The organism is Candidatus Dormiibacterota bacterium, assembly GCA_035544955.1.
In the GTDB taxonomy this organism is placed as follows: domain Bacteria; phylum Chloroflexota; class Dormibacteria; order CF-121; family CF-121; genus CF-13.
In genome coordinates, this window is the sequence record DASZZN010000008.1 from 1 (window position 1) to 21360 (window position 21360).

Sequence of the window (21360 nt, forward strand, 5' to 3'; positions counted from 1 at the left end):
CGCTGCCGACTCGAGGAGGTCGCCGCGGAACTTCGGGATGATGACGCCGCGCGATATCTCGCCCACGGAATGACCGGCGCGGCCAACGCGTTGGATGCCGGCCGCAACGCTCGGCGGAGCCTCGACCTGCAGCACGAGGTCGACGGCGCCCATGTCGATGCCCAGCTCGAGGCTGGAGGTCGCGACGAGTCCGGGTAGCCGGCCGGCCTTGAGCGCATCCTCTACAAGGAGGCGCTGCTCCTTGGCGATCGATCCGTGATGGGCACGGACCAGTTCCTCGCCTGCCAGCTCGTTGATCGCCGCGGCCAGCCGCTCCGCCAGGCGGCGGGAATTCACGAAGATGATGGTCGAGCGGTGCTCGCGAACCAACTCGAGAATGCGGGGATGGATCGCCGGCCAGATGCTGCGGCGCGGTCCTTCCTGCTCAGCCCCAATCACGGCTGCGGGCCCACTGTACGTTTCAGTTCCCCGCTCGAGGTCCGCCATATCGTCGACGGGGACCTCGACCGTGATTTCCATCGGCTTGACGCGACCGGCATCGACGATGGTCACCTCGCGGTTGGTGCCGCCGAGGAAGCGCGCCGTTTCCGACAGCGGGCGCTGGGTTGCCGAGAGCCCGATGCGTTGCGGCTCGGTCTTCGTCAGCGCCGCCAACCGTTCCAGGCTCAGCGCGAGGTGCGCCCCGCGCTTTGTGTCGGCCATCGAGTGGATCTCGTCGACAATCACCCACCGGATGCTCGGCAGGATCTGACGGGCCGCGCTCGTCAGCAGGAGGAACAGGGACTCCGGGGTGGTGATGAGAATGTCCGGCGGATGGCGCTCGATCTGCCGGCGCTCGCGCGGCGGCGTGTCGCCGGTGCGGATCGCGATATTGAGCGGCGATAGCTTGAGACCCAGGCGCTCGGCCTGCAGCCCGATGCCACGAAGGGGGGCCTGGAGGTTCCGCTCGATATCAACCGTCAGGGCCTTGAGCGGGGACACATAGAGCACCCGACACCGCTCGGCCTCGGCCGGCACCGGCTCCGTCGCGAGCCGGTCGATGCACCAGAAGAAGGCGGCAAGCGTCTTCCCACTGCCAGTGGGTGCCGACATCAGGGTGTGCTGCCCGGCGGCGACAGCCCGCCAGCCGCCTTCCTGGACTTCGGTTGGCGCCGGGAAGGCGCCCGCGAACCAGGCCCGCGCCGCAGGCGAAAACAGGTCCAGGACAGTGGGCATAGGCTTAGTTTATTGCGGCGGGTCGGTGGGTCAAAACCTGAAGTGCTGTAGCAGCTCCTCTGGGCTCAGGTGGCGCCCGGTGGCGAAAACCGCCCGGCCTTGCTCCAGCAATCCGGTGTTGTATGGCGTCAGGCGGCCAATCTGTTTGCCGAGAGTGACGATCTCGCCGTTCAGGTAATCGAGCTCGCTACTCGAACCACGCTGAATGCTCTGCAGGGTTGACGGGCCATAGGTGCTGTCGGGTGGGAAATTGCCAGCGAGCCGCTTGCGGGAGATGCGGTAGCTGAGGGACATGGGAAGCGTCGACATCAGCCGAAAGGTCCGGGCCCGGCGGCTCTGGTCGAGACCGAACCCACCAAGCTGCGCCGTTCTGACACCTTCGCGAATCGTCGCGATCGAGAGCCGGGCGAGCCCTGGATGGCGAAGCGCTTTTCCGATCGGCAACCCGGTAATCGCCATGATCGCGTTGTTCAAGTTGGCCATCAGCTTGGTCCAACGGGCGCGGGCGATATCCGGGACGATCTCAACCCTCATAGCAGGGCTGAGCAGCGCCACCACCGGGTCGACCCGCGCGGCGGCCTCGGGAAAGGGCGCTCCCACCTGAAAGAACTCGCGGGTGTTCTGCTCGACCACGCCCGGTTCGAGATATGTCGCACTGATATTGAGGACGCAACCCACCACCCGACTACGTCCAAGGATGTCGGCCGCCTCGCGGTCCGACCGGACGCCATTCTGCATCGTGACGACAGTGGCATTCGAATTCTTCTGGGCAATGACCCGGCAGGCGTCCTGAACATCTTGAGACTTGACCGTGAGCAGAATGATGTCGGCTGCCCCCTCCAGCGTCGTCGTGGCAGGCAGTTGGACGACGTGCGACCCCTCAAGCGCTTTGACCAAAAGCCCTTTCGCGCGGATCGCGTTGACCTGAGCCTCGCGTCCGATCAGCTGGACACCGACGCCAGCATCGTGGAGTCGTGCTCCTACCAAACTCCCGATCGCGCCGGCGCCGTAGACGACAACCGTTTCAGGCATTTCCCCCTACAACTTACCGAAGCCTGGGACTGTGCCTCTTCACAACCCTTTGCTTGACCACCTGGCGCGGGGGGCGTAGAAGGGTAGGACACCTAGGGAAGGGTCGATCGTTAGAGGGGCAATCCATGGCGGGCACTGTGCCAGCATCGTTGCGGAGACGCTCGCGGCAATTGTTGGTGGGGATCACGGCCATCTCCTTACTGTCTGCCGTGTTGCCGCAGCCCGCACGGGCTAACTCGACGTCACATCTTGTACTGCGCGGAACAATTACAGGAGTCACCGTCAACCCCAACCTCAGTCTTACGCTCGCAGTCGACCGCACCACCGCGATTCCAGGCGACCGTCTGGCGTATTCGGGTTCCGTCACCCACACGGGAATCACTGCTTGCATTACCGGCAGCCTCACCGCCCAGAACACCGGGAGCGCCACTGCAACCATCGGCTCCTACTTCGAAGAGCTCGACTACTGGGATTCCAACGCGCTCAAATGGACGCCCGTCGTTGGGGTCCAAAACACCCAGACAGCGTTCGTTCCGGTGGTCACCCCCGCGGTTACCACTGGGATCACGCTGACCGTTGTAAGCGCGCCGGCCACCGGCGTGACCTATCCCACCCAGGGCGACCCGATCCTTGGCGCTCAGATTGGGTCTGGAGCGACTGCAGCCTGGTCCGGACAGGCGTGCCTGACACTAACGGCCGCGCAACTCGCCTCCATCCAGGCGTCGCCAAAACTACGCCTCCGCGAACATGCCGAGGATAGCCCAGGGGATCCCGCCGGTGAACGGTGGACCGACCAGCCAGAATGTCCCAACCCGATTCGGGCGGGTTTCTTCAACGCTCGAAATGTCATGGTCACGGTCACTCCGCCATCCGGTAGCGCCGTCCAGATCACAAAGACAACTGTGCCCGCGTTCTCTTCCCTGGCACCGGGAGCATCGGCCAACTATTCGACGAGCTACCAGGTTCCCGTACCCGCCGCCAAGGGAGCCTCGGAAACGGATACGGCCTACTTCACCCGGTTGAGTGCGCTCGACGTATCGACGCTCACCGCGACGGCGAGCGTTCGCGCGGATGGCCCAACGGGCCCGGTATCGGCAGCTGCGCCTCCCGCCGCAACCCTTGAACACTTGCCAATCGTCGGAATTACGAAAGCTGGCCCCGCCACCGCTGACGCGGGGAGCACGGCCACATACCCGCTCACCCTGAAAAACAGCGGCGGGGCGGTGGCGAGCAAATTGGCTATCATCGACGCTTTGCCCGGTGGGGCGACCGGAACGGTTTCCGGCGTGCCGCCGACGCTAGCCGCCGGCGCGAGCGGCACCGCGCAGGCGACCTACGCGATCCCGTCGAATCAGCAGCCTGGCAACCTGATTGACATCGCGGCGGTTACGTGGCAGGACGGCAACGGCAACGCATACGGCCCGGTATCGAGCAGCTTCAGCACATCGATCAACAACTCGCTGGTGGGCGCAACTCTCGCCCTCTCACCCAGGGCTGCAGGGCCGATCCTCACTGGCAATACCCAAGCGATGCAGGCGACCTTGCTCAATCGTTTCAGTCTCCCGGTTGCCAACCGCGCCGTCAGCTTCACCGTTGCGGGCGTCAACCCGACAACCGGCACCGCCACGACTGATACCAACGGCATAGCGGTCTTCACGTACACGGGGGCAAACGTTGGTTCGGACGCAGTGCTGGCTACAGTGCCATCGACCTCGCCCCCGTTGCAATCGAACACGGCGACTGTGTCCTGGGTCGCCTTGACGCGCCCGGTCACCACGTCGCCGGTGCAAGGCAACTTCTACGACCTTAACTTCGGCTACTCGATTGCGATCAATCCAACCTACACGCCGGCCTTCGGCCAAACGTTCCCGAACATCGCCTTCAATCCCCCACCGGGGATCGTGCCCAACAACGTGTCCGGGTTAGGCGTTTACAGCCATCCCTTCACCGATGTCACGACCGACGTCAACGGCAACTACAGCGGCACGATCGTCGCCCAGGGCAATGGCCGTATCGCCGGCGGGGACATGTATAACTTCCAGGCCAGCTTCACGGGCACGTTCAACGTCGCCGCTGCCGGCAAGGTCGCCTTCCAGATCCATGCTGCGGGAGCCATGATCTTCGGCATCGGTGGCGGCGCAACCCGGGTGACTGGACAGTTATACAATCCGCCGTCGGCCATGCCATTCACGGGCTACCCCGTGATGGGTGATCGGAATAAAGACTTCCCGATCGCCCCGATCAATATGGTCGTGAATTTCCCGGCGTCTGGCAGCTACCCATACGAGATCGACTATGCACCCTGCTGCGGCCAGGATTCACTGACCATGCGCGCCGTCGCCTACGCGGCCGATCCGACGGGCCTTGCCGTCTACACCGGCTATGCCGAGACCCATCCCGGTGGACCGGGTGGCGGGTTCACTCCGATGCCATGGCAGGGGTCACCGAATACCAACTTCATGGGTGTCCTCGGGCCGTTCAGCTGGGATAACAGCGCGGTCCGCATCGACAACCCCGGCACCAGCGCCGTCGTCCTTGATGGCGTTTCTGTCGATGTCGGAAATAAACACTACGACCAGTGGGGGTCGAACCTGACCGTTCCGGCCGGCGGGACCCTGATCGTCACGCAGATGGCCGATCAGACGATGGATACATCGGACATCAACGTGCCTTCGTGCACGATCTTCGGGACGATCCCCATCGTGCATGTGAAGCTCAATGGCGTTGTCCGCAACTACCCGGACATGTCGCAGGTCATCAACACGGGCGGGTCGGACATCGCCAACTGTGGGTTCGCGAATGAGTCACTGCCCTGGACGTCGGTTTCGTTCTCGCCGGTTGATGTCGGGCCGATCCCACCCGCAGCGACCATCGCGCTAACACCCGCCTCGGCTGCGAGCGATACCGTCGGTCAGACGCAGGTGTTTACCGCCGCAGCCATGGACTCGACGGGGCGTCCGATCCAGAACCTGCCGGTGACGCTTTCGGTGTTCGGGGCGAACGGCGGCCAGGTGAACGGTACGACCGATGCCAGCGGCCTGGTCAATCTGTCGTACGTCGGGATCAACGCCGGCACAGACAACGTGCAGGTCACGGCAACGATTGCGGGGGCACGCACCGTGTCGAACGTGACGGTGGTTTCATGGACGACGCCTCCGGGTCCATCGCCGGGGTCGCCTGGGCCGCCGCCGCCCTCTATTACCGCGCCCTCACCCGCCGACGGCACCACGGTGACGAAGCCAGTCCCGATCAGCGCGACCATCACGCCACCAGCCGGCCAGACGATCACTTCCTGGAGCGTTTCCTACCAGGACCTCGATCCGGCCCCGCCCGTCATGCTGGCGAGCGGCACGGGAACGCCTCCGGCAACGCTGGCGACATTCGACCCCACGCTCTTGCCGAACGATACGTACGGCATCAGCATTTCGGCGACGGCAAGCGGTGGGGGAACCCAGACGCTGACCACGTCCGTGATCGTCTTCGGCAACTTGAAGCTCGGGCGCTACGTCACGACCTACCAGGACCTCAACGTACCGGTCAACGGCTTCCAGATGCAGGTCCGCCGGACCTACGACAGCATTGACAAACGGGTCGGCGACTTCGGCGTCGGCTGGAAAGTCGAGATGGTCAACTTCCGCACAAGCACCAACCGAGCGCTCGGCGCCGGTGGCTGGACCCAGTACAACGCACTGTGCGGGGTGGGCCTTTGCTTGACAGCGTTCAAGAGTTCGTCCCCGCATTTCGTCGTCGTCGTATTCCCCGATGGCCACGACGAGATTTTCGACTTCACTCCGACCGGAGGCACGAATGTCTTTGTCGGCGGAGGCTCGGCCTTCACCGCGCGCCCCGGGACCACATCGACACTCCAGGCCGACGGCAACGGAACGCTGACTTATACCTTCGACGGGAACCTCTACGACAGCATCGGGCTGCCCTTTAACCCGCAGCGCTTCCGGCTGACGACTCACGATGGTCATGTCCTGCTGCTCGATCGGACCACCGGTCTGGTCTCCGAAACGGACCGGAACGGTAACTCGCTGACCGTGGACGGGACCGGTGTCCATTCGTCGTCGGGCGGCTCGATCACTCTGACGCGCGATGCCGCCAACGGAAATCGTATTACGGCCGCGACCGGGCCGAGCGGCCAGAGGCTCTCTTACAGCTACTCGTCGACGGGCGACCTGGCGACCTCGACCGATCCGAACGGCAACGTCACGACCTACGGCTACGACGCCGCACACGATTTACTCAGCGCGACGGGCCCAACCCAGACGCGCCCACTGACAACACTGACCTATGACAGCGGCGGGCGCCTGACCTCAATCACCGACGGCAACGGAAACACGACGCAGGTGACTTCGAATGTGGCCGGCCAGCAACAAACCGTGACCGACGCGGCCGGCCGGTTAACGACCGTCTACACCCTGGATGACATTGGTGACATTGTCCGCCAGGACCAGGTGTTCGACGCCAAAACACTGACAAGCACGGCGACCTACGATGCCGTCGGTCGTCCCTTAGGCCGCACCGATCCACTCGTCCACACATGGACTGGCAGCTACGACAGCAATGGAAACCTGTTGCAACTCTCTGGGCCGCTCACGCACAGTGTCCGGCTTGCCTACGATGCCTTCGGGGCGCCACTGAGCTTCAACGACCCCGTGGGCAACGGGACAAGCTACGGGTACGACGCGAACGGCAACCTGACCAGCTTCACCAACGCCCTCGGGCAGACAGAGGCGTACGCCTACGACGCCAATGGTAACCGGACGTCGCGGACCGATGCCTTGAACCACACCTGGAGGTACAGCTTCGACGGAAGTGGAAACACGACCTCGATGACGGACCCCTTGGGCAACGTTACGACCTACGCCTACGACGGTAGCGGACGGTTGATCGATAGCAAGGACCCGCTGCTGAACGACACGAGTTACGTCTATGACTCGCTCGGCAACCTGCTGTCGACAAAGGATGCACTAGGCCAGACCACGTCCCAGATGTACGACGCGCTGGGGCGAGTTACCTCACGGACCGATGCCGCGGGCAAGATCACGACGTATCAATACGATGGCACCAGCAAGCTGACGTCATCGACCGATCCATTAGGTGGCGTCACCAGGTACAGCTACGATGCGGACGGCCGTCTTGCCACCGTCACCGATGCCGCGGGCGGAGTGACGACCTATGGCTACGACGGCTCGGGGCAGCTCACGTCGCAAAAGGATGCGATCGGTCGCACCACCAGCTACGCCTACGACAATGCGGGCCGCCTCGCGACGAAGACGATGCCCAACGTAGGCGTGTACACCTATGCCTACGATGCCGACGGACATCAGACGACGGTGACCGATCCGCTCGGTCACGTCACTGCCACGGGCTACGACGCGAACGGCCACGCCGTCACGAGCGTCGACCCCCTCGGCAACACGACGAAATACTCCGTCGACGCGCTCGGGCGTCCAGTTCAGACAACCGACCCGCTGGGCCAAATCTCGACTGCGGCTTACGACGCAGCTGGCCGGATGAGTGGAGCAAACGATCCGCTGAGCCACTCCACGACATATGGGTACGACGCAGCTGGCAACCGCACCGGTGTCACCGACGCGCTAGGCCACACGACAAGTTACGCATTTGATGCCGCCGGCCGGACGGTCTCCACGACCGACGCGCTCGGACGCAAGACCCAGTTCGGCTACGACCCGCTTGGCCACCTGACATCGACCAGCCTGCCATCGGGAATGACCACGACGTATGGCTACGACGCGCTGGGCCGCGAAACCTCCGTCAAAGACCCGCTGGGTAATACCGGGACGTACGCGTACGACGCCGCGGGTCGACGGATCTCGTCGACCGATCCGCTAAACCATACAGCGAGTTTCGGGTATGACGCTGCGGGTCGTATGACCACGATTACCGACGCACTGGGCGGAAAGGTGACGATCACGTTCGATGCTGCCGGAGAGAAGACGTCGATAGTCAACCCGAGGGGCGACACAACCGGCTTCACGTACGACCCCTTGGGCAACGTGGCGACCCAAACGAACCCGGCGGGCAAGGCCACGACAATGACTTACGACGCGGCCGGTCGACTGATTACGAAAGTCAACGGTCGCGGTATTACCGTCAACTACGGATATGACGCCGGCGATCACCAGACGTCAACCTCGTTCCCCGGCGGGTCAATCGCCCAGGCCTATGACGCCCTTGGTCGGCGAACGACCATGACCGATCCGACGGGTACTACGACGTTCGCGTATGACGCCGCCTCGAATGTCACAGTTGTTGGAGCGCCGCAGGGCACCGTCAGCTACGCGTACGACGCCGCGAACCGGCGCGCGTCGATGACGTTGTCGGGCGCTCGAACGGTTAGTTACACGTATGATGCCGCGAACCAACTCGCGGGTCTGACTGACTGGTTCAACCAGACCACAAGCATCACCTATACCCCGGATGGTCGGCGCAGTGTGATGACGCGCCCGGCCGGCATCAAGACCAGCTACGGCTACGACAACGCCGACCGGCTGACCTCGGTGAATAACGATGGGCCTTCGGGGCCGCTCAAGGATTTCAGCTACGCGCTCGATGCGGCGGGCAACCGCACGTCGGTGACCTCGGCGGTAGGTACCGAGAGCTACACCCTGGATGCCCTGAACCGCCTGACGCAGGTCACGTATCCCAACGGCGACAAGGTGTCGTACGCCTATGACGCGGCTGGCAACCGCCTGACGGAATCGGTGAACGGCGTCACCACCAACTACGGCTACAACGCCGCAGGGCAACTGCAGACGGTTGGCGCGACCACCTACAGCTACGACGCCGATGGCAATCTCATAAGCGCTGGCGCCGACAGCTTCAGCTGGGATTCGGTTGGGCGCCTCAATAGCGCGACCGTGAGCGGCACAACTTCTAGCTATAGCTACGATGGTGACGGGACTCGCACCGCCGCGAAAGTTGGATCAGCTTCCGCAGCGAATTATCTTTGGGATCGGCAGGAGGCGTTGCCGCTTCTGGTCGATGACGGGAGCCATGGGTACGTTCAGTCCGGTGGCTTGCTGGAACAGTTGGACAGCGGCGGGATATCGACCGGGCAGTATTCGTTGCCCGACGCCCTTGGCTCGGTTCGCGGACTGGCTAACCAGAGCGGAGCAATTTCCGGCAGTGCGGACTATGACGTTTTTGGCCCGCTCCGGTCGCAAACCGGCATGTCAACCGTCTTCGGGTTCACTGGCCAGCAAACCGACCCCTCGAGCCTCCTTTACCTGCGCGCCCGGTACCTGACCCCTGCCGGCGGGCGCTTTCTGTCGGCTGACCCCATCCTGCCGAGCGCAGCCGGCACCCAGGGTTTCAATAGTTACACCTATGTCGGAGGTAATCCCTCTACCGCAACCGACCCTAGTGGCGAGCTCCTTGTCGAGGAAAGGCCAATCACCCAGGTTCCGGGTCGTGTGATCATCTCTGACCGTGGACCGGGTGGAACCATCATCGGCACGATTCTCCGTTATGCCCTATGGGCTCTTGTTCTCGGAATCGCCGCCTCGATTCCCTCAGATAAAGCGGTGTTAGCTCCCACCCCGCTGCCACCAACCCCAGGCCCGCCGGGGACCACAACAGACAATGCAACACCCCTGACGGATAAGACTACGGTCGCGACTACCAGCGGCGCACTAACCCTGAGTGAGCTCATTGTTCGCGCTCGTACTCGTTCCAAGCAGTCACTTTTCGTAGCTGTGGACGCAAGCGCGCTCATTGCCGGATTGCAAGAAGATCAGGGTCCGGAGCTAGAGGCAGCTCTAGCGACGCGACGTCCCGTGGTGTCGCAAACAGCATTCAACCAGGCGACCGTTAGAACTGGACCAGGCGCGTTGAGCGCGTGGCTGCAAACCCACCTGGGGCGCGAAGGTGCACCTGTCACGGATATCGAAGCGCAGCCCCTCGTAGACTTGGCACCACTGTTGAAGCCGGCACGACGACTTGGCCTTAGCGACGCAAAAATCGCACTATCAGCGATGAAGGAACTCCTGCCTCTGCTTGCTAGGGATGACCAGCTTGTCGGCTTTCTGCAGGCCATAGGGTATCCAGTGGAGCCGTTCCCTCGACCTTCCACGACTCCCTAGTCAACGGTTACGCTATTGATCCGTGGACGAGGAGCTAACGCGATGGCAGGCTGCCTTTGCCAGGTTGGTTAGCCAAGGCATCCACGCCGAAACAGCTTCGATGTTGGGATCTATACAGGTTCGGGGAACTGTACCTGACGGTGAGCCATTCTTCCTTCATAGTCACGGGGACGTCTGGTGGCTAGGCGTAGGCGGCGATGAGCCGGCCTCCGCGCCATATTGGCATTGGATGTTGCGTCGGCCAACTAAGGTAGCCGTTTCGGCCGAGGAAGGAGTGCTCCATTTCATGGAGCTTTACGAGAAATACTTGAGCGATCGCCACGGCGCACAGGATGCGGACACGACTTGGTGGAACCTCCGACACCGGCCGAGGCTTGACGATTCGTTACAACCCAACACCGGTGGGCTCGCGCTTAGCTGGCGTGGTGCCTCGAAAGAGGCGATTGAAGGCTTGCAGCGTAGCTTTAATCTGCGCTTTCCCGAGGACTACCTGCGATTCATCAGATCCTCCGACGGCGCCGTAGGTGAGGTCGGAAGTGCTTGGCTCGATATATGGAGCGTTTCCAAAGTTGAGCGCGAAAATGGGACAACCGAACGGGTCCAGGCCCGTGTTGCGTTCGGGTCCGGTGGCGACGGCCGGCGCTACGTTTTTGGCTCGGGGCCACTGACTAACATCATTGAAATCAGCCGCAAACCCTCACACGTGAAGGAAGTGGTTCGAGGTCGGAGTTTCGCGGAGTTTTTGAGTTCGCTCGTCATCCATCCGCCAACCGATCCAAGTTGAGTCGGATTTAGTGGTGTAAATTCCTGGCCCGTTGCGTCGTGACGCCTCCCGTGGTTGACAGTTCAGGCTGCGGATTGCGTTGATCCAAGCGCCTCCTGCCGGACCTCGGCCGGCGTCCGATATTTGAGCGACTGGTGGGGCCGTAGGGCCAGGCGGTCGACCACGCCATCTCCATCGCCGGACTGAAAATCGCGGGCGCGACAACGCGGGGTCATGCTCCAGCCGAGCATGGAGCGGTCGAAACACTAAAGACGCACCCGGCCGCTGCATGGCTTCCCCTCTTCCAGGATGACCGTGGTGCGTTGCGAGTCGTGTCACTCCAGGGCAATACTGGCTCCCTTCTATTAGTAGACTTTGTTGAGCCTCCCGAAACCGTCTTGGAGTTTTCAGACCTACGAGCTATGGCGGCGGCTCTGCTGAAGGGCTGGAAGGCGGGAGCCTACCGGCGCGGCGATCATGGCGATGTTTTAGAGGACCCGAGAAAATTGGCTACGCTCTACCGCGAGGGCGACTTCGGCCCGGTCGACATCGATGCTCTACTGCACGATCTGGCCGACGGTTTGCCGGAAGTACAAACCCAAGCTCTGGTCCTCGTGCGAACGCGGCTCTACCCCGATGCCGTGCCGGGCCTAATTAGGCTCCTGACGGATGGGTCCTACCAAGGCAGGCTGTACGCGGCGGAGCTGCTGGGGGACATCGGTGACCGAGCAGCGATTGGTCCGCTCGAGCGCATGGCTGAACTCGATCCTGATCTGACCATGAGGGGAATGGCAGTCAGATCGCTCAAAATGCTAGAGGCCTTGCCGGATCGCTAGCGGTCCAACCGGCTTGCGGCCGGAAATAGGTCCAAATAAATCGCCCTGGAACTGGTGGACGCTCAGGCGGCGAGCTCGTCCTGTCAAAAATGGTGAGGGTTAGTAATCTGCCTGACCAGCCTTGACCCAAGCTCCCCAAAGTCGTAAGAGGCAGAATCTTGCAGATTGCCCGCCGTTAGCATGATTAGGATATGTCTGAACCACCACTAGTAGCCGTCGATTTCAACGCCATGTGGGACCGTACGCATGTCTCTCTGGGTACGCTTGGCGTCAAGTGGGACCTAGAGCGTCAAGGCATCAAGATTGCGGAGGGACTTCGCTTGCGGGGGTACGACCTCGATGTCGACCAAGATGGGAAGCGCGACAACCTCGTCTGCGAGGGGGTGGTTGTGCGCCTGAAAGCTACAGAGCACAACCCTAAATTCGACTGGCTGCTTGCGACCGACCGAGTTGGTCACGAGTCAGACTTTCGCGACGATCCGGGCCACTGGGCACATCGCGTCGACTGGCGACACGAAGAGGAGATCCGTCAGCGCTGGCGCGAACAAAATCCTGGTTCGGATAGTGGACTCACCGCAGAAGGCCCCTAGTTGTCTGCCCACCACGGTTCCAGGCGGCCGATCGAGATACGTCGGTGGCTCGTCGACGGCGATCTATCCGCTGGCCGATGCGCTGGGCTCAATCCGCGTCTCGTCAACATCAGCGGCGCATTGGCTGGAGGCAGCGACTACGATGACTTCGGCGCGGTGCGTTCCCAGACCGGGAGCTCCAGCATCTTTGGATTCAGCGGTGAGCAGACAGATGGCAGCGGCCTGGTCTACCTTCGAGGACGCTATTACGGGCCCGTCGTCGGGCGCTTCCTATCGGCGGATGACCGTATGCCGAACGGGCCCGGGACACCGGGATACAACCTCTATGGCTACGTCGCGAATAACCCCACCACGCTGACCGATCCGAGCGGCCACGCGAGTGGCGTTGAGTACGCGGCTAATGTGGTCACAAAGACGCCGAAGCCATTCTGGTATGACGCGATGTGGGCCGGGAGGGTTGTGGAGGAAGCCGGACCAATGGCTCCTGGGTATGGGATTTACCTGAAGCTTCTTGCCCTCGGCTTGGCCCTGGCGATCATCCCGTCCGATCAAGGTCAGTTACGTCAAAGCCCTAGTCCCAAACTTCCACTTGCCCCGCCCAACGCATCACCCACCCCTTCAGGGTCGCCCGAGACTGCCACGCAAACATCTCCTCTTCAGGCACCTGCGCCGCTGGATACCACGAGTAGAGCTCGGACGGGAGAGCCAGTTTACCGCGTCTACCAATCCCGGGGGGAAACCCGTTCGGACTATTCTGGACGCCAGTAGACCCTACGCTTTACGGTCCATCAAAGTACCGGGTGGTCGCCGGCCTTCCCGACGTTCAAGCGTTGGGCAACTGTCTAATCTCGGGGACGCTCAGGGACACGAATGGCATCATTCCGAGCACGGCGAGACCAATCGGTAAACCGTTCTCCTATAGTCGGAATACTTGATTCCTTTGGCGGTGGTTCAGGTGCAAGGAGCTCATATCGAAACCCTTGATCCTCCCTATGGGGCGACCCGGCCAATCCGCCGAGGACCGTGCCCCAATGCCCCAGCACGCCGACGACCGCAATCGGCTCGTAGTGAGAACTGAAAGTGTGAGCTCGCAGTCGTTTTGGCTCGGTGATCGAGATAACATTCCGAACGACTTCGATGGCGTTCTGCGCACCTGTCAGATTGTTCGCCGTCTCTTAGTTGTGGACGACGATGACAAGCCATACGATGACCGCTACCTGTTGGTGATCGTTGATCCTGCATTTCCGCTCAAAGACGGTTCCATCGCGCCAGAAATCGCGCTTCTCGAACCAAGTGGGCATTCTGACCTGGGGGGGCTAGACAATGAGCCTGGTGGACAACAGCCATGGTGGACGGTGTTCATAGCACACGTTGTCGACCGGTCGCGGATCGATGATGGCATCGTTCCACTCCGGGGGCTGATTGCGCAAGCGTCTGGTCAGATCGCATTGCGCCCGGATCTCTTACCGACCTCTCAGCGAGAGTCTTTTGAGCGAGGGTTAGCATTCTTGCGACGATTCGTCGAACGAGAAGGGCACGCTGCAGTGCCATCGGATTACGTCGAGAACGGGTTCCCCCTTGGCCTGTGGGTCGAGAACATTCGCTTGTATACCGCCGAGGGCCTTCCATCTGATCAGGCGCAGGAGTTGAATGCACTGCCAGGATGGAGGTGGAACTAGAAAACAGCCCCGACCGGCGATCCGACCCCAGCTGGTCCAAATCGCTTGGAGTGCCGCATCTCAACCACACTGGAAATGGACCGAACCGTGGGGGCTGGACAATGACGTTATCGATCATCGAGCTGGCAGCAACTACCGAGCCACCCACCCGTGCCTTTTTGACGAAACTGATGACTAGCTAATAGATGCTATTCGAAGAAGCCAGCCTACGGATGCGTAGGTACCGTGGTGACAAGGAGCTTGGCGGCGGCGCCACTCAGGCCGACATGACGGAGGCCGAGGCTGCGCTTGGCACCACGTTCCCCGAAAGCTACAAGGCATTCCTCCGCGAGTTCGGGTGGGGAGGCGTTGGATCGTGGGAATTGTTCGGCGTGGGTCGCTCCGTCCCAGAATATCTCAACCTGGTACGGATGACGGGGATGGAACGCACGGTCGCGCACCCGCATATACCGCGAGCCTTGATCCCGATAATGAATGACGGTTTTGGCAACCACTACTGCCTGGCTACTGCATCCCTGAATAAGGGTGAGTGCCCAGTGGTTTTTTGGGACCACGAGAAGGATGCGAAACAAGAGCCCAAGGTGGTTTCACCACAGTTCGACCTCTGGCTGCTTGACCTCTTGCGAGAGTCGGGCATATAGCCTCCGTCAACCGCAGCATGTGGTACATGTCTACACGGGGGATGAGGCTGGGTCTCTCCGGCCCCGACCCGATCTCGACCGCCACTCAATGGAGACGCTGGCGGCCTGTTAAGGCAGCGACAAGAGCCATCCTTACTTAGACATCGCTCTTTTTATGAGCGGCAGCGATAGGATCGGGTTCTGAACAGCGAGGCCTTCGGGCAAATTCTCGTCGATCTCGAAACCGAGTTGCGCCAGCGCGCGCCAGCGCTCGCTAGAGCCCTCCGCCCAGGACTGACCGGCCCTAAGATTGCGGCGCTTCTCAGTGATTTCCCCTACCAGCTCCCGGAACTCGTCAAAATACTCTTCCGCTGGCATGACGGAGCCGACATTGTAGAGGGGCCGTACCGCGCCGAAATGTTTCCGGGCGGTCAGATGCTACCGCTCGATGTCGGCCTGTCCAAATGGAATCAGGCAATCGAGGGGGACAGACGAGCCGGCCGATCGCTATGGAACCCTGCATGGTTTCCCCTGTTCCAGGATGACCGTGGTGCGTTGCGAGTCGTGTCGCTCCAGGGCAATAATGGCTCGATTCTATTCGTCGACTTTGTCGAGCTTCCGGAAACCGTAATGGAGTTTCAGACCTAGGCGACATGGCCGCGACTCTGCTAAAGCGATGGCAGGCGGGAGCTTATTGGCAGGGTGATCGTGGCGATGTTCTGGAGGACCCGCGAAAGGTGGCGGCGCTCTACCGCGAAGCCGACTTCGCCCCGGTCGACATCGACGGTCTACTGCGCGATCTCGCCGACGGTTCGCCCGAGGCGCAAACCCAGGCTCTGGTCCGCATGCGAACGCGGCTCTACCCCGATGCCGTACCGGGCCTCATCAGGCTCTTGAAGGGTGGGTCCTACCAAGGTCGGCTCTACGCGGCAGAGCTGCTTGGAGACATCGGTGACCGAGCAGCGATTGGTCCGCTCAGGCGCACGGCTGAACTCGATCCTGATCTGACCATCAGGGGAATGGCAGTCAGATCGCTCAAAATGCTCGAGTCTTCCGCGGGTCGCTAGTCGAGGCCAACAGCTCGGACAGCCTTCCCGGGCAGCGGATTAGCCCTTCAAATGGACTGGACGCGGATCGGCCGAATGGAGCGCCCACGCTGCTATATAATATGCTATCATGTCTATAGCGTTTGAGCCACGCTCGGTACCCATCTGCGGGCTCAAAGGAGAATCATCATGGCCGACTCATACGATCGCGAAGTCGTCCGACAGGAGACGACGACAGGCGAGCCGGTTCGGCCGGTCGCGCCCGTTACGCCCGTAACGACCTCGTCGACCTCGCGAACGGCTGTCTACCGCGAGAGCGGCAGCAGCACGCGTGTAATCCAGGCCGTCTGGTGGATCGTCGGTTTCATCGAAGTCCTGATCGCGATTCGCTTGGTGCTCAAGCTATTCGGTGCGAATCCGGCGCCGTTTGTCCGCTTCATGTACGACGTGACCTGGCCACTGGTGGCGCCCTTCCACGGCATCTTCAACACCGCTCAGGAAGGCAAGTCCATTCTCGAGCCGGAGTCGCTGGTCGCGATGGCGATCTATGCCCTGATCGGATGGGGCGTCGTCTCGCTCATCCGGCTCATGTCCCGTCCGCGTTCGAGCACGACAGTCGTCGACTGACCGGCTGAGTCCGCTGTCTGAAGCCGCCCCACGTGGGGCGGCTTTTCTATTTGTGACGTCAACCTGCGTGGTCAATTTTTCGCGTTGAGTAGCGGCCGCTCCGACATATCGCTCCTCGTTTGGTTTTTCTATTGACACCGCCTCAGGTCCGCGTCATATTCCGATCACATCTTTCGGCATTAGCGGGGGTTCGGGGGAGGAAAGTCATGTCAACCAACCATCTATCGTTTGCACGTTCGCGCCTAGCGCGCCGCGTCTTGATCCGCGCGCCCGTGCTCGCCCTTGGTGCCGCCGTCGTCCTGCTTGCTCAGGTCGGTGCTGGTGCCGCGCCAGGCCGCTCCGTTTCAGCCCTGGGGGCGAAAACCATCCTTCATCCGGTTGGGCGTGCCCAGGTAACCACGATGCGGACGACAAACTCTTCGGCTCCGGTTCACGCAGGCGTGGTTCCCGTCCGCGCGATGAATCCAGCCGCCCTCGCTGCGGCAAAGCGCCGCGCCGATGCGGCGGCGATCCACGCCGTACCGACGATTCCCTCTCCAGTTGGACCGGGACCGGCGGCACGGAAGCCGTTGGCGGCGATCTTCAATAACGTCAATCAGCCCGGTTTATCGGCTTCCGACGAGGGTAACGGGGTTACCCCGCCGGACACCACGGGCGCGATCGGCCCCAACTTTTACGTGGAGTTTGTGAACCAATTCGTCGGGGTCTTCAATCGCAGCACGCTGGCCCGCGTCGCCGCGCTTGACCTGGCGAGCTTTGTCGGCGCCCCGTCCGGCCTCGCCACGACGGATGTGCAGATCCAATGGGATCCGCAGTCGAACCGCTGGATCTATGCGCTCATCGGCTTCCAGACAAGCAACAACTACGTGCTCTTCGGTTGGACGAAGACCGCCGACCCGAGCAGCCTGCCAGGAGGCTGGTGCCGCTACGGCGTCGGCACCGGGAGCAGCCTGAACGACTATCCCAAGCTAGGGCACGACGCCAACTTCATCACGATCGGCGCCAACGTGTCCAGCGACACCGTGCCGACCTACCCCTTCGTCACCGCCAACATCTGGGCGATCCCCAAGCCGCTCGCCGGCGACACGTCGTGCAGCTCGCCGGTGTCGGCGTGGTACTTCGCGGACGCGACGCACCTCCTGCACAACGCCGATGGCTCGCTGGCCTTCACCCCAGTGCCGGCCAACACCGCGGACGGATCATCGCCCGGATACATCGTCGGCGCCCACGACGATTCGACCGCGCCACAGTCGAAGGTCATGGTCTGGCATTTCGCCCCCGGACCGACGTTGGTTGCCGATGGTGACATAACCGTCGGAACGTTCAGCGTTCCGCCGAGCGTGCCCCAACCGGGCACGACCTACCTGCTCGACAGCCTCGATGGACGCCTGACCCAGGCGGTGCAACTCCGCGACCCGTCGGCCGGAGGCGTCGAGGCGGTCTGGACCCAGCACACTGTGGCCGGGGCAACCGGGCGCGCCGTGGTCCGCTGGGATGAGTTCGCACCGTCGACGCTTACCGTGCTCCAGGAGGGCGAGATCGGCAGCGCCACGGACCACGTCTTCAACGGTGCGATTTCGCCGTCGTCTGCCGGCAATGATGCCGGGGTCTTCTACAACCGGGGGAGTGGATCGACGTTGGCCGTGATCGGCGCACAGACCCGAGGGAGTTCGACACCGCTGGGCCAGATGGACGCCGGTGAAGTCGTCCTTGGGACGAGTGCGACCTTCGACCAGGAGACCCTCTTCCAGGGCAACTGCACGGCTAACCCGTGTCGCTGGGGTGACTACTCCGGCGCCTCGCCCGACCCGAGCAACGCGGGCGTCGTCTGGGGCAGCAACCAGTTGGCCGGGCCGGCCCTTCTCGGCCTCGCCCAATGGACCACGCAGAATTTCGCGATCAGCACCGGCCCGGTGTCGGCGCCCGATTTCAGCATGTCGGTCGCGCCGGCGAGCCAGACCGTCGTGGTCGGAAACCAAACGAGCTACACCGTCACGATCACGCCGGCCGGCGGTTTCAGCGGCCAGGTGGCCCTGAGCGTTGATGGTCTCCCAGGCGGGGCAAACGGGACGTTCACTCCTAACCCGGCGACGGGTTCGTCGACCCTCACCGTTACCACCGCGACGACGACGCCGACCGGTACCTATCCCCTGACGGTCAGGGGAGTGAGCGGCACGTTGAGCCATTCAGCCCCGGCCACGCTGGTGGTGAATGCCGCGCCAGACTTCTCACTGAGCGCCACGCCAGCGAGTGCGTCGGTTGGTGGCAGCGTCACGAGCACGACCTATGGCGTGACGATCACACCCATCAACGGCTTCAATAGCCCGGTCACGCTGAGCGCGAGTGGGCCGCTGATCGGGGCGCTGGGGACCTTTAGCCCGAACCCCGCGATTACCTCATCGACACTGACGGTCAGCATCATGTCGAACACGCCGGCCGGTACCTACACCCTGACGCTCACCGGAACCAGCGGCAGCCTGAGCCATTCGACGACGGTGACACTGGTCGTCAATTCGGACTTCTCGCTCAGTGCCTCGCCGACCAGCCGCACGATCAGACACGGCCGGTCGACAACGTACACAATCACCATCAACGCGCTCAATGGCTTCAGAGGGTCAGTCAACCTTGCCGTTGCGGGGCTTCCCTCCGGATCCTCGGGCGGCTTCAGCCCGAATCCGGCAACGACGTCTTCCGTGCTGACGGTGAACACCGGCGGTGGGACCACCGGCACCTTTACCCTTACGATCAGCGGGACGGGCGGCGGCAAAACGCACACGGTCACGGTCACGCTCGTCTTGAACTGAGGACTGGATCTCCCTCCCCCAATAAGGGAGGGAGATCTACCCATTCAACGCCAGAGCGTGGCTTAGCGCGCGGGCGCGCCGCCCCGGGTGACGACCCGCACCAGGGCGGCAAGGCCCCAGCCGATCAGCGCGTAGATGGCAATGGCGACCAGGGACTCGGGTTCAAAGACATTACGGCCGTTGGCCGCGGTGTTGAAGATCCCATGAAACGGGGCAACGAACACCTGCGTCAGGTCGTAGATGAAGGTGACGAAGCTTGCCTGGGTCGAAGCGGCGAGCAGCTTGAACAGAAGGCGGATGATCAAAAGCGCGATGACGATTCCCGTAAGCAGCCAGACAGCCTGCTCTGCCCGCAAGCTGTACGCTGGTCGATCGGTCGTCACAGTCGTAGTGCTGTTTTCGCGTGATTGTTGCATCCCCGTGTAACGGAGAATCTGTAGGCAGTCCTGCGGAGACTCAGCGCCTCCTAGCGATGCGGTTCACGCGGAAGCGCCGCCTCGGGTTACGACTCGGACCAGGCTGGCAAGGCCCCAGCCAATCAACGAGTAGATGGCGATGGCGACGAGGGACTCGGGTTCAAAAACACTATGGCCGTTGGCCGCCGTGTTGAAGATCCCATGGAAGGGCGCGACGAACACCTGGGTCAGGTCGTAAATGAACGTGACGAAGCTTGCCTGGGTCGAAGCGCCAAGGAGCTTGAATAGGAAGCGAATGGCCAGGAGTGCGTCGACCACTCCCGCGAGCAGCCAGACGGCCTGCTCTGCCCGCAAACTGTACCCAGGTCGATCGGTCGTGACAGTCGTCGTGCTGTTCTCGTGTGCTGCTTGCATCCCGTCAGTCTTACCGACTGGCAGGCGCCTTGCCTCCTGCAAATGCCGGGGGACCGGCCGCTATTTTGCCCGGATGACCGCTTCCAGGAGCCCGATCAGTTCGACTGGAAGACGCGGATATCGCTCGAAGATCCCGGCAATGAAAGAGGCCCCCGAAGGGGCCTCTGGCGTCTAACTACTTACTTATCGCCACCATTGTGGTCGCCACCATCGTGCTCGCCACCATCGTGGTCGCCACCATGATGGTCGCCATCATTGTCATGATCGCCGTGCCCATGATCACCTTCGTGATCCTTGTCCTTGTCCTTGTCCTTGTCCTTGTCTTTGTCGCCGCCGCCGCCGCCGCCGCCGCCGCCGCCGCCGGCACTAGTTCCGCAGGCGGAGATGGTGGTGCCGGTCATCGTTACGGCTGTCTTCGCCAAGGCACGGCCCATCAGGCTGGAGCCTGTTCCGGTGAAGGTGACGGCCGACCCCGCGAGAATATTTCCCAGGAACTTCGTGCCCGTCCCAATGGTCGCGGTTGTACCGAGTACCCAGTAGACGTTACAGGCTGACCCGCCGCCGGCCATGACCACCTGGGCGGTGCCTGTTGTGATGCCGGTCCCGACCTTGAATACCCAGACCCCCGATGACGGCCCATTGAGCGTCAGGATGCCTGTGGTGAGGTCCGCCGTTGTGTCGAAGCAGTACACACCGGGGACCAGTGTCTGTCCGCCGAGCGCCTGCCCGGTCAGGTTCTTGCCAGGGTCGCATGGCAGGAGGTTGAACTTCGTGTATGCGGTGTTGAACGCGTTGAACGCGCTAACGGCCGTCGCGTCCCCCTGGTGAATGGCTCCAGCGATGCTGCACGTTGGGGTCCGGGTCACCGTGAGCTTGGAACCCACGTTTCCGGTGACGCTGGACGCGGTGCAAGTCACCCCGGCCCCGCCCAAGACCACGAAATTCGCCGCCGCGCCGAGAGAGGGCGGGGGGGCTGCGGAGGCCAAAAGGGGAGCCGCGCAGAGGAGCGCAAATGTGCCGAGGATTCCTGCTGCGAATCTAGTCATGCGGTTCATGGTTTCTCCTCTTGTCACGTGATCGAGGTAATCGGGGAACGTGTTAACCAGGTCATAGGGGTTCCCTCCTTGAGTCCTTCCACCAAGAAACCGGCGCGGCGCCGCGGTCAACGAAGAGGACACCACTGGGCCCGGACTCAAACCAGAGC

Annotated in this window: 15 protein-coding genes; 9 read left to right on the forward strand and 6 right to left on the reverse strand. The window is 62.4% G+C overall.

The window, feature by feature from the left end; genetic code table 11:
* Both VHK65_02110 and VHK65_02115 read right to left on the reverse strand, forming a co-directional pair.
* Positions 1 to 1215 (reverse strand): DEAD/DEAH box helicase (locus VHK65_02110; protein ID HVS04944.1); only part of this gene is annotated, 1215 nt, incomplete at its 3' end.
* A gap of 30 nt (positions 1216 to 1245) precedes the next feature.
* On the reverse strand, positions 1246 to 2247 hold the full coding sequence (locus tag VHK65_02115) for a 2-dehydropantoate 2-reductase (protein ID HVS04945.1): 1002 nt from the start codon (positions 2245 to 2247) through the stop codon (positions 1246 to 1248).
* Between the two features lie 125 nt (positions 2248 to 2372).
* On the opposite strand from VHK65_02115, the gene VHK65_02120 reads away from it, so the two are divergent.
* The 6 genes from VHK65_02120 to VHK65_02145 all read left to right on the forward strand — a co-directional run bounded on the left by VHK65_02120 (position 2373) and on the right by VHK65_02145 (position 14870).
* Positions 2373 to 10361: an RHS repeat-associated core domain-containing protein gene (locus tag VHK65_02120; protein HVS04946.1), complete on the forward strand. Its 7989-nt coding sequence runs from the start codon at positions 2373 to 2375 to the stop codon at positions 10359 to 10361.
* 286 nt (positions 10362 to 10647) lie between these two features.
* Positions 10648 to 11145 carry an SMI1/KNR4 family protein gene (locus tag VHK65_02125; protein ID HVS04947.1) on the forward strand — a complete coding sequence of 166 codons (498 nt, stop codon included), beginning with the start codon at positions 10648 to 10650 and terminating at the stop codon, positions 11143 to 11145.
* A 401-nt stretch (positions 11146 to 11546) separates the two neighbouring features.
* Positions 11547 to 11960: a HEAT repeat domain-containing protein gene (locus VHK65_02130; protein HVS04948.1), complete on the forward strand. Its 414-nt coding sequence runs from the start codon at positions 11547 to 11549 to the stop codon at positions 11958 to 11960.
* Between the two features lie 191 nt (positions 11961 to 12151).
* Positions 12152 to 12550: a hypothetical protein gene (locus VHK65_02135; GenBank protein ID HVS04949.1), complete on the forward strand. Its 399-nt coding sequence runs from the start codon at positions 12152 to 12154 to the stop codon at positions 12548 to 12550.
* A 1082-nt stretch (positions 12551 to 13632) separates the two neighbouring features.
* Positions 13633 to 14229, forward strand: a complete 597-nt coding sequence (locus VHK65_02140; protein HVS04950.1) for a helicase associated domain-containing protein — start codon at positions 13633 to 13635, stop codon at positions 14227 to 14229.
* A gap of 185 nt (positions 14230 to 14414) precedes the next feature.
* Positions 14415 to 14870 (forward strand): SMI1/KNR4 family protein, encoded by a 456-nt coding sequence (locus VHK65_02145; protein ID HVS04951.1) that lies wholly within the window; start codon positions 14415 to 14417, stop codon positions 14868 to 14870.
* Positions 14871 to 15002: 132 nt separating this feature from the next.
* Here VHK65_02145 and VHK65_02150 read toward each other — a convergent pair whose 3' ends face one another.
* Positions 15003 to 15227, reverse strand: a complete 225-nt coding sequence (locus tag VHK65_02150; GenBank protein ID HVS04952.1) for a hypothetical protein — start codon at positions 15225 to 15227, stop codon at positions 15003 to 15005.
* A gap of 275 nt (positions 15228 to 15502) precedes the next feature.
* Between VHK65_02150 and VHK65_02155 the strand changes: the two genes are divergently transcribed.
* From VHK65_02155 to VHK65_02165, 3 genes are all read left to right on the forward strand, one after another.
* On the forward strand, positions 15503 to 15916 hold the full coding sequence (locus tag VHK65_02155) for a HEAT repeat domain-containing protein (GenBank protein HVS04953.1): 414 nt from the start codon (positions 15503 to 15505) through the stop codon (positions 15914 to 15916).
* Between the two features lie 168 nt (positions 15917 to 16084).
* Entirely contained in the window at positions 16085 to 16522 is a 438-nt protein-coding gene (locus tag VHK65_02160; GenBank protein HVS04954.1) for a hypothetical protein, read from the forward strand.
* A 257-nt stretch (positions 16523 to 16779) separates the two neighbouring features.
* Positions 16780 to 19326: a hypothetical protein gene (locus VHK65_02165; protein HVS04955.1), complete on the forward strand. Its 2547-nt coding sequence runs from the start codon at positions 16780 to 16782 to the stop codon at positions 19324 to 19326.
* Between the two features lie 62 nt (positions 19327 to 19388).
* Here VHK65_02165 and VHK65_02170 read toward each other — a convergent pair whose 3' ends face one another.
* From VHK65_02170 to VHK65_02180, 3 genes are all read right to left on the reverse strand, one after another.
* A complete protein-coding gene (locus tag VHK65_02170; protein ID HVS04956.1) occupies positions 19389 to 19709 on the reverse strand; it encodes a YggT family protein in 321 nt (106 codons plus the stop codon).
* Positions 19710 to 19805: 96 nt separating this feature from the next.
* Entirely contained in the window at positions 19806 to 20156 is a 351-nt protein-coding gene (locus VHK65_02175; protein HVS04957.1) for a YggT family protein, read from the reverse strand.
* A 179-nt stretch (positions 20157 to 20335) separates the two neighbouring features.
* Entirely contained in the window at positions 20336 to 21202 is an 867-nt protein-coding gene (locus VHK65_02180; GenBank protein ID HVS04958.1) for an ice-binding family protein, read from the reverse strand.
* Between the last annotated feature and the right edge of the window lie 158 nt (positions 21203 to 21360).

Excerpts from the sequence above, each read along its gene's own strand:
- VHK65_02115 (HVS04945.1), bottom strand. The coding sequence starts at position 2,247 with ATGCCTGAAACGGTTGTCGTCTACGGCGCCGGCGCGATCGGGAGTTTG.
- VHK65_02120 (HVS04946.1), top strand. The coding sequence starts at position 2,373 with ATGGCGGGCACTGTGCCAGCATCGTTGCGGAGACGCTCGCGGCAATTG.
- VHK65_02125 (HVS04947.1), top strand. The coding sequence starts at position 10,648 with ATGGAGCTTTACGAGAAATACTTGAGCGATCGCCACGGCGCACAGGAT.
- VHK65_02130 (HVS04948.1), top strand. The coding sequence starts at position 11,547 with ATGGCGGCGGCTCTGCTGAAGGGCTGGAAGGCGGGAGCCTACCGGCGC.
- VHK65_02135 (HVS04949.1), top strand. The coding sequence starts at position 12,152 with ATGTCTGAACCACCACTAGTAGCCGTCGATTTCAACGCCATGTGGGAC.
- VHK65_02145 (HVS04951.1), top strand. The coding sequence starts at position 14,415 with ATGCTATTCGAAGAAGCCAGCCTACGGATGCGTAGGTACCGTGGTGAC.
- VHK65_02150 (HVS04952.1), bottom strand. The coding sequence starts at position 15,227 with ATGCCAGCGGAAGAGTATTTTGACGAGTTCCGGGAGCTGGTAGGGGAA.
- VHK65_02155 (HVS04953.1), top strand. The coding sequence starts at position 15,503 with ATGGCCGCGACTCTGCTAAAGCGATGGCAGGCGGGAGCTTATTGGCAG.
- VHK65_02160 (HVS04954.1), top strand. The coding sequence starts at position 16,085 with ATGGCCGACTCATACGATCGCGAAGTCGTCCGACAGGAGACGACGACA.
- VHK65_02175 (HVS04957.1), bottom strand. The coding sequence starts at position 20,156 with ATGCAAGCAGCACACGAGAACAGCACGACGACTGTCACGACCGATCGA.
- VHK65_02180 (HVS04958.1), bottom strand. The coding sequence starts at position 21,202 with ATGACTAGATTCGCAGCAGGAATCCTCGGCACATTTGCGCTCCTCTGC.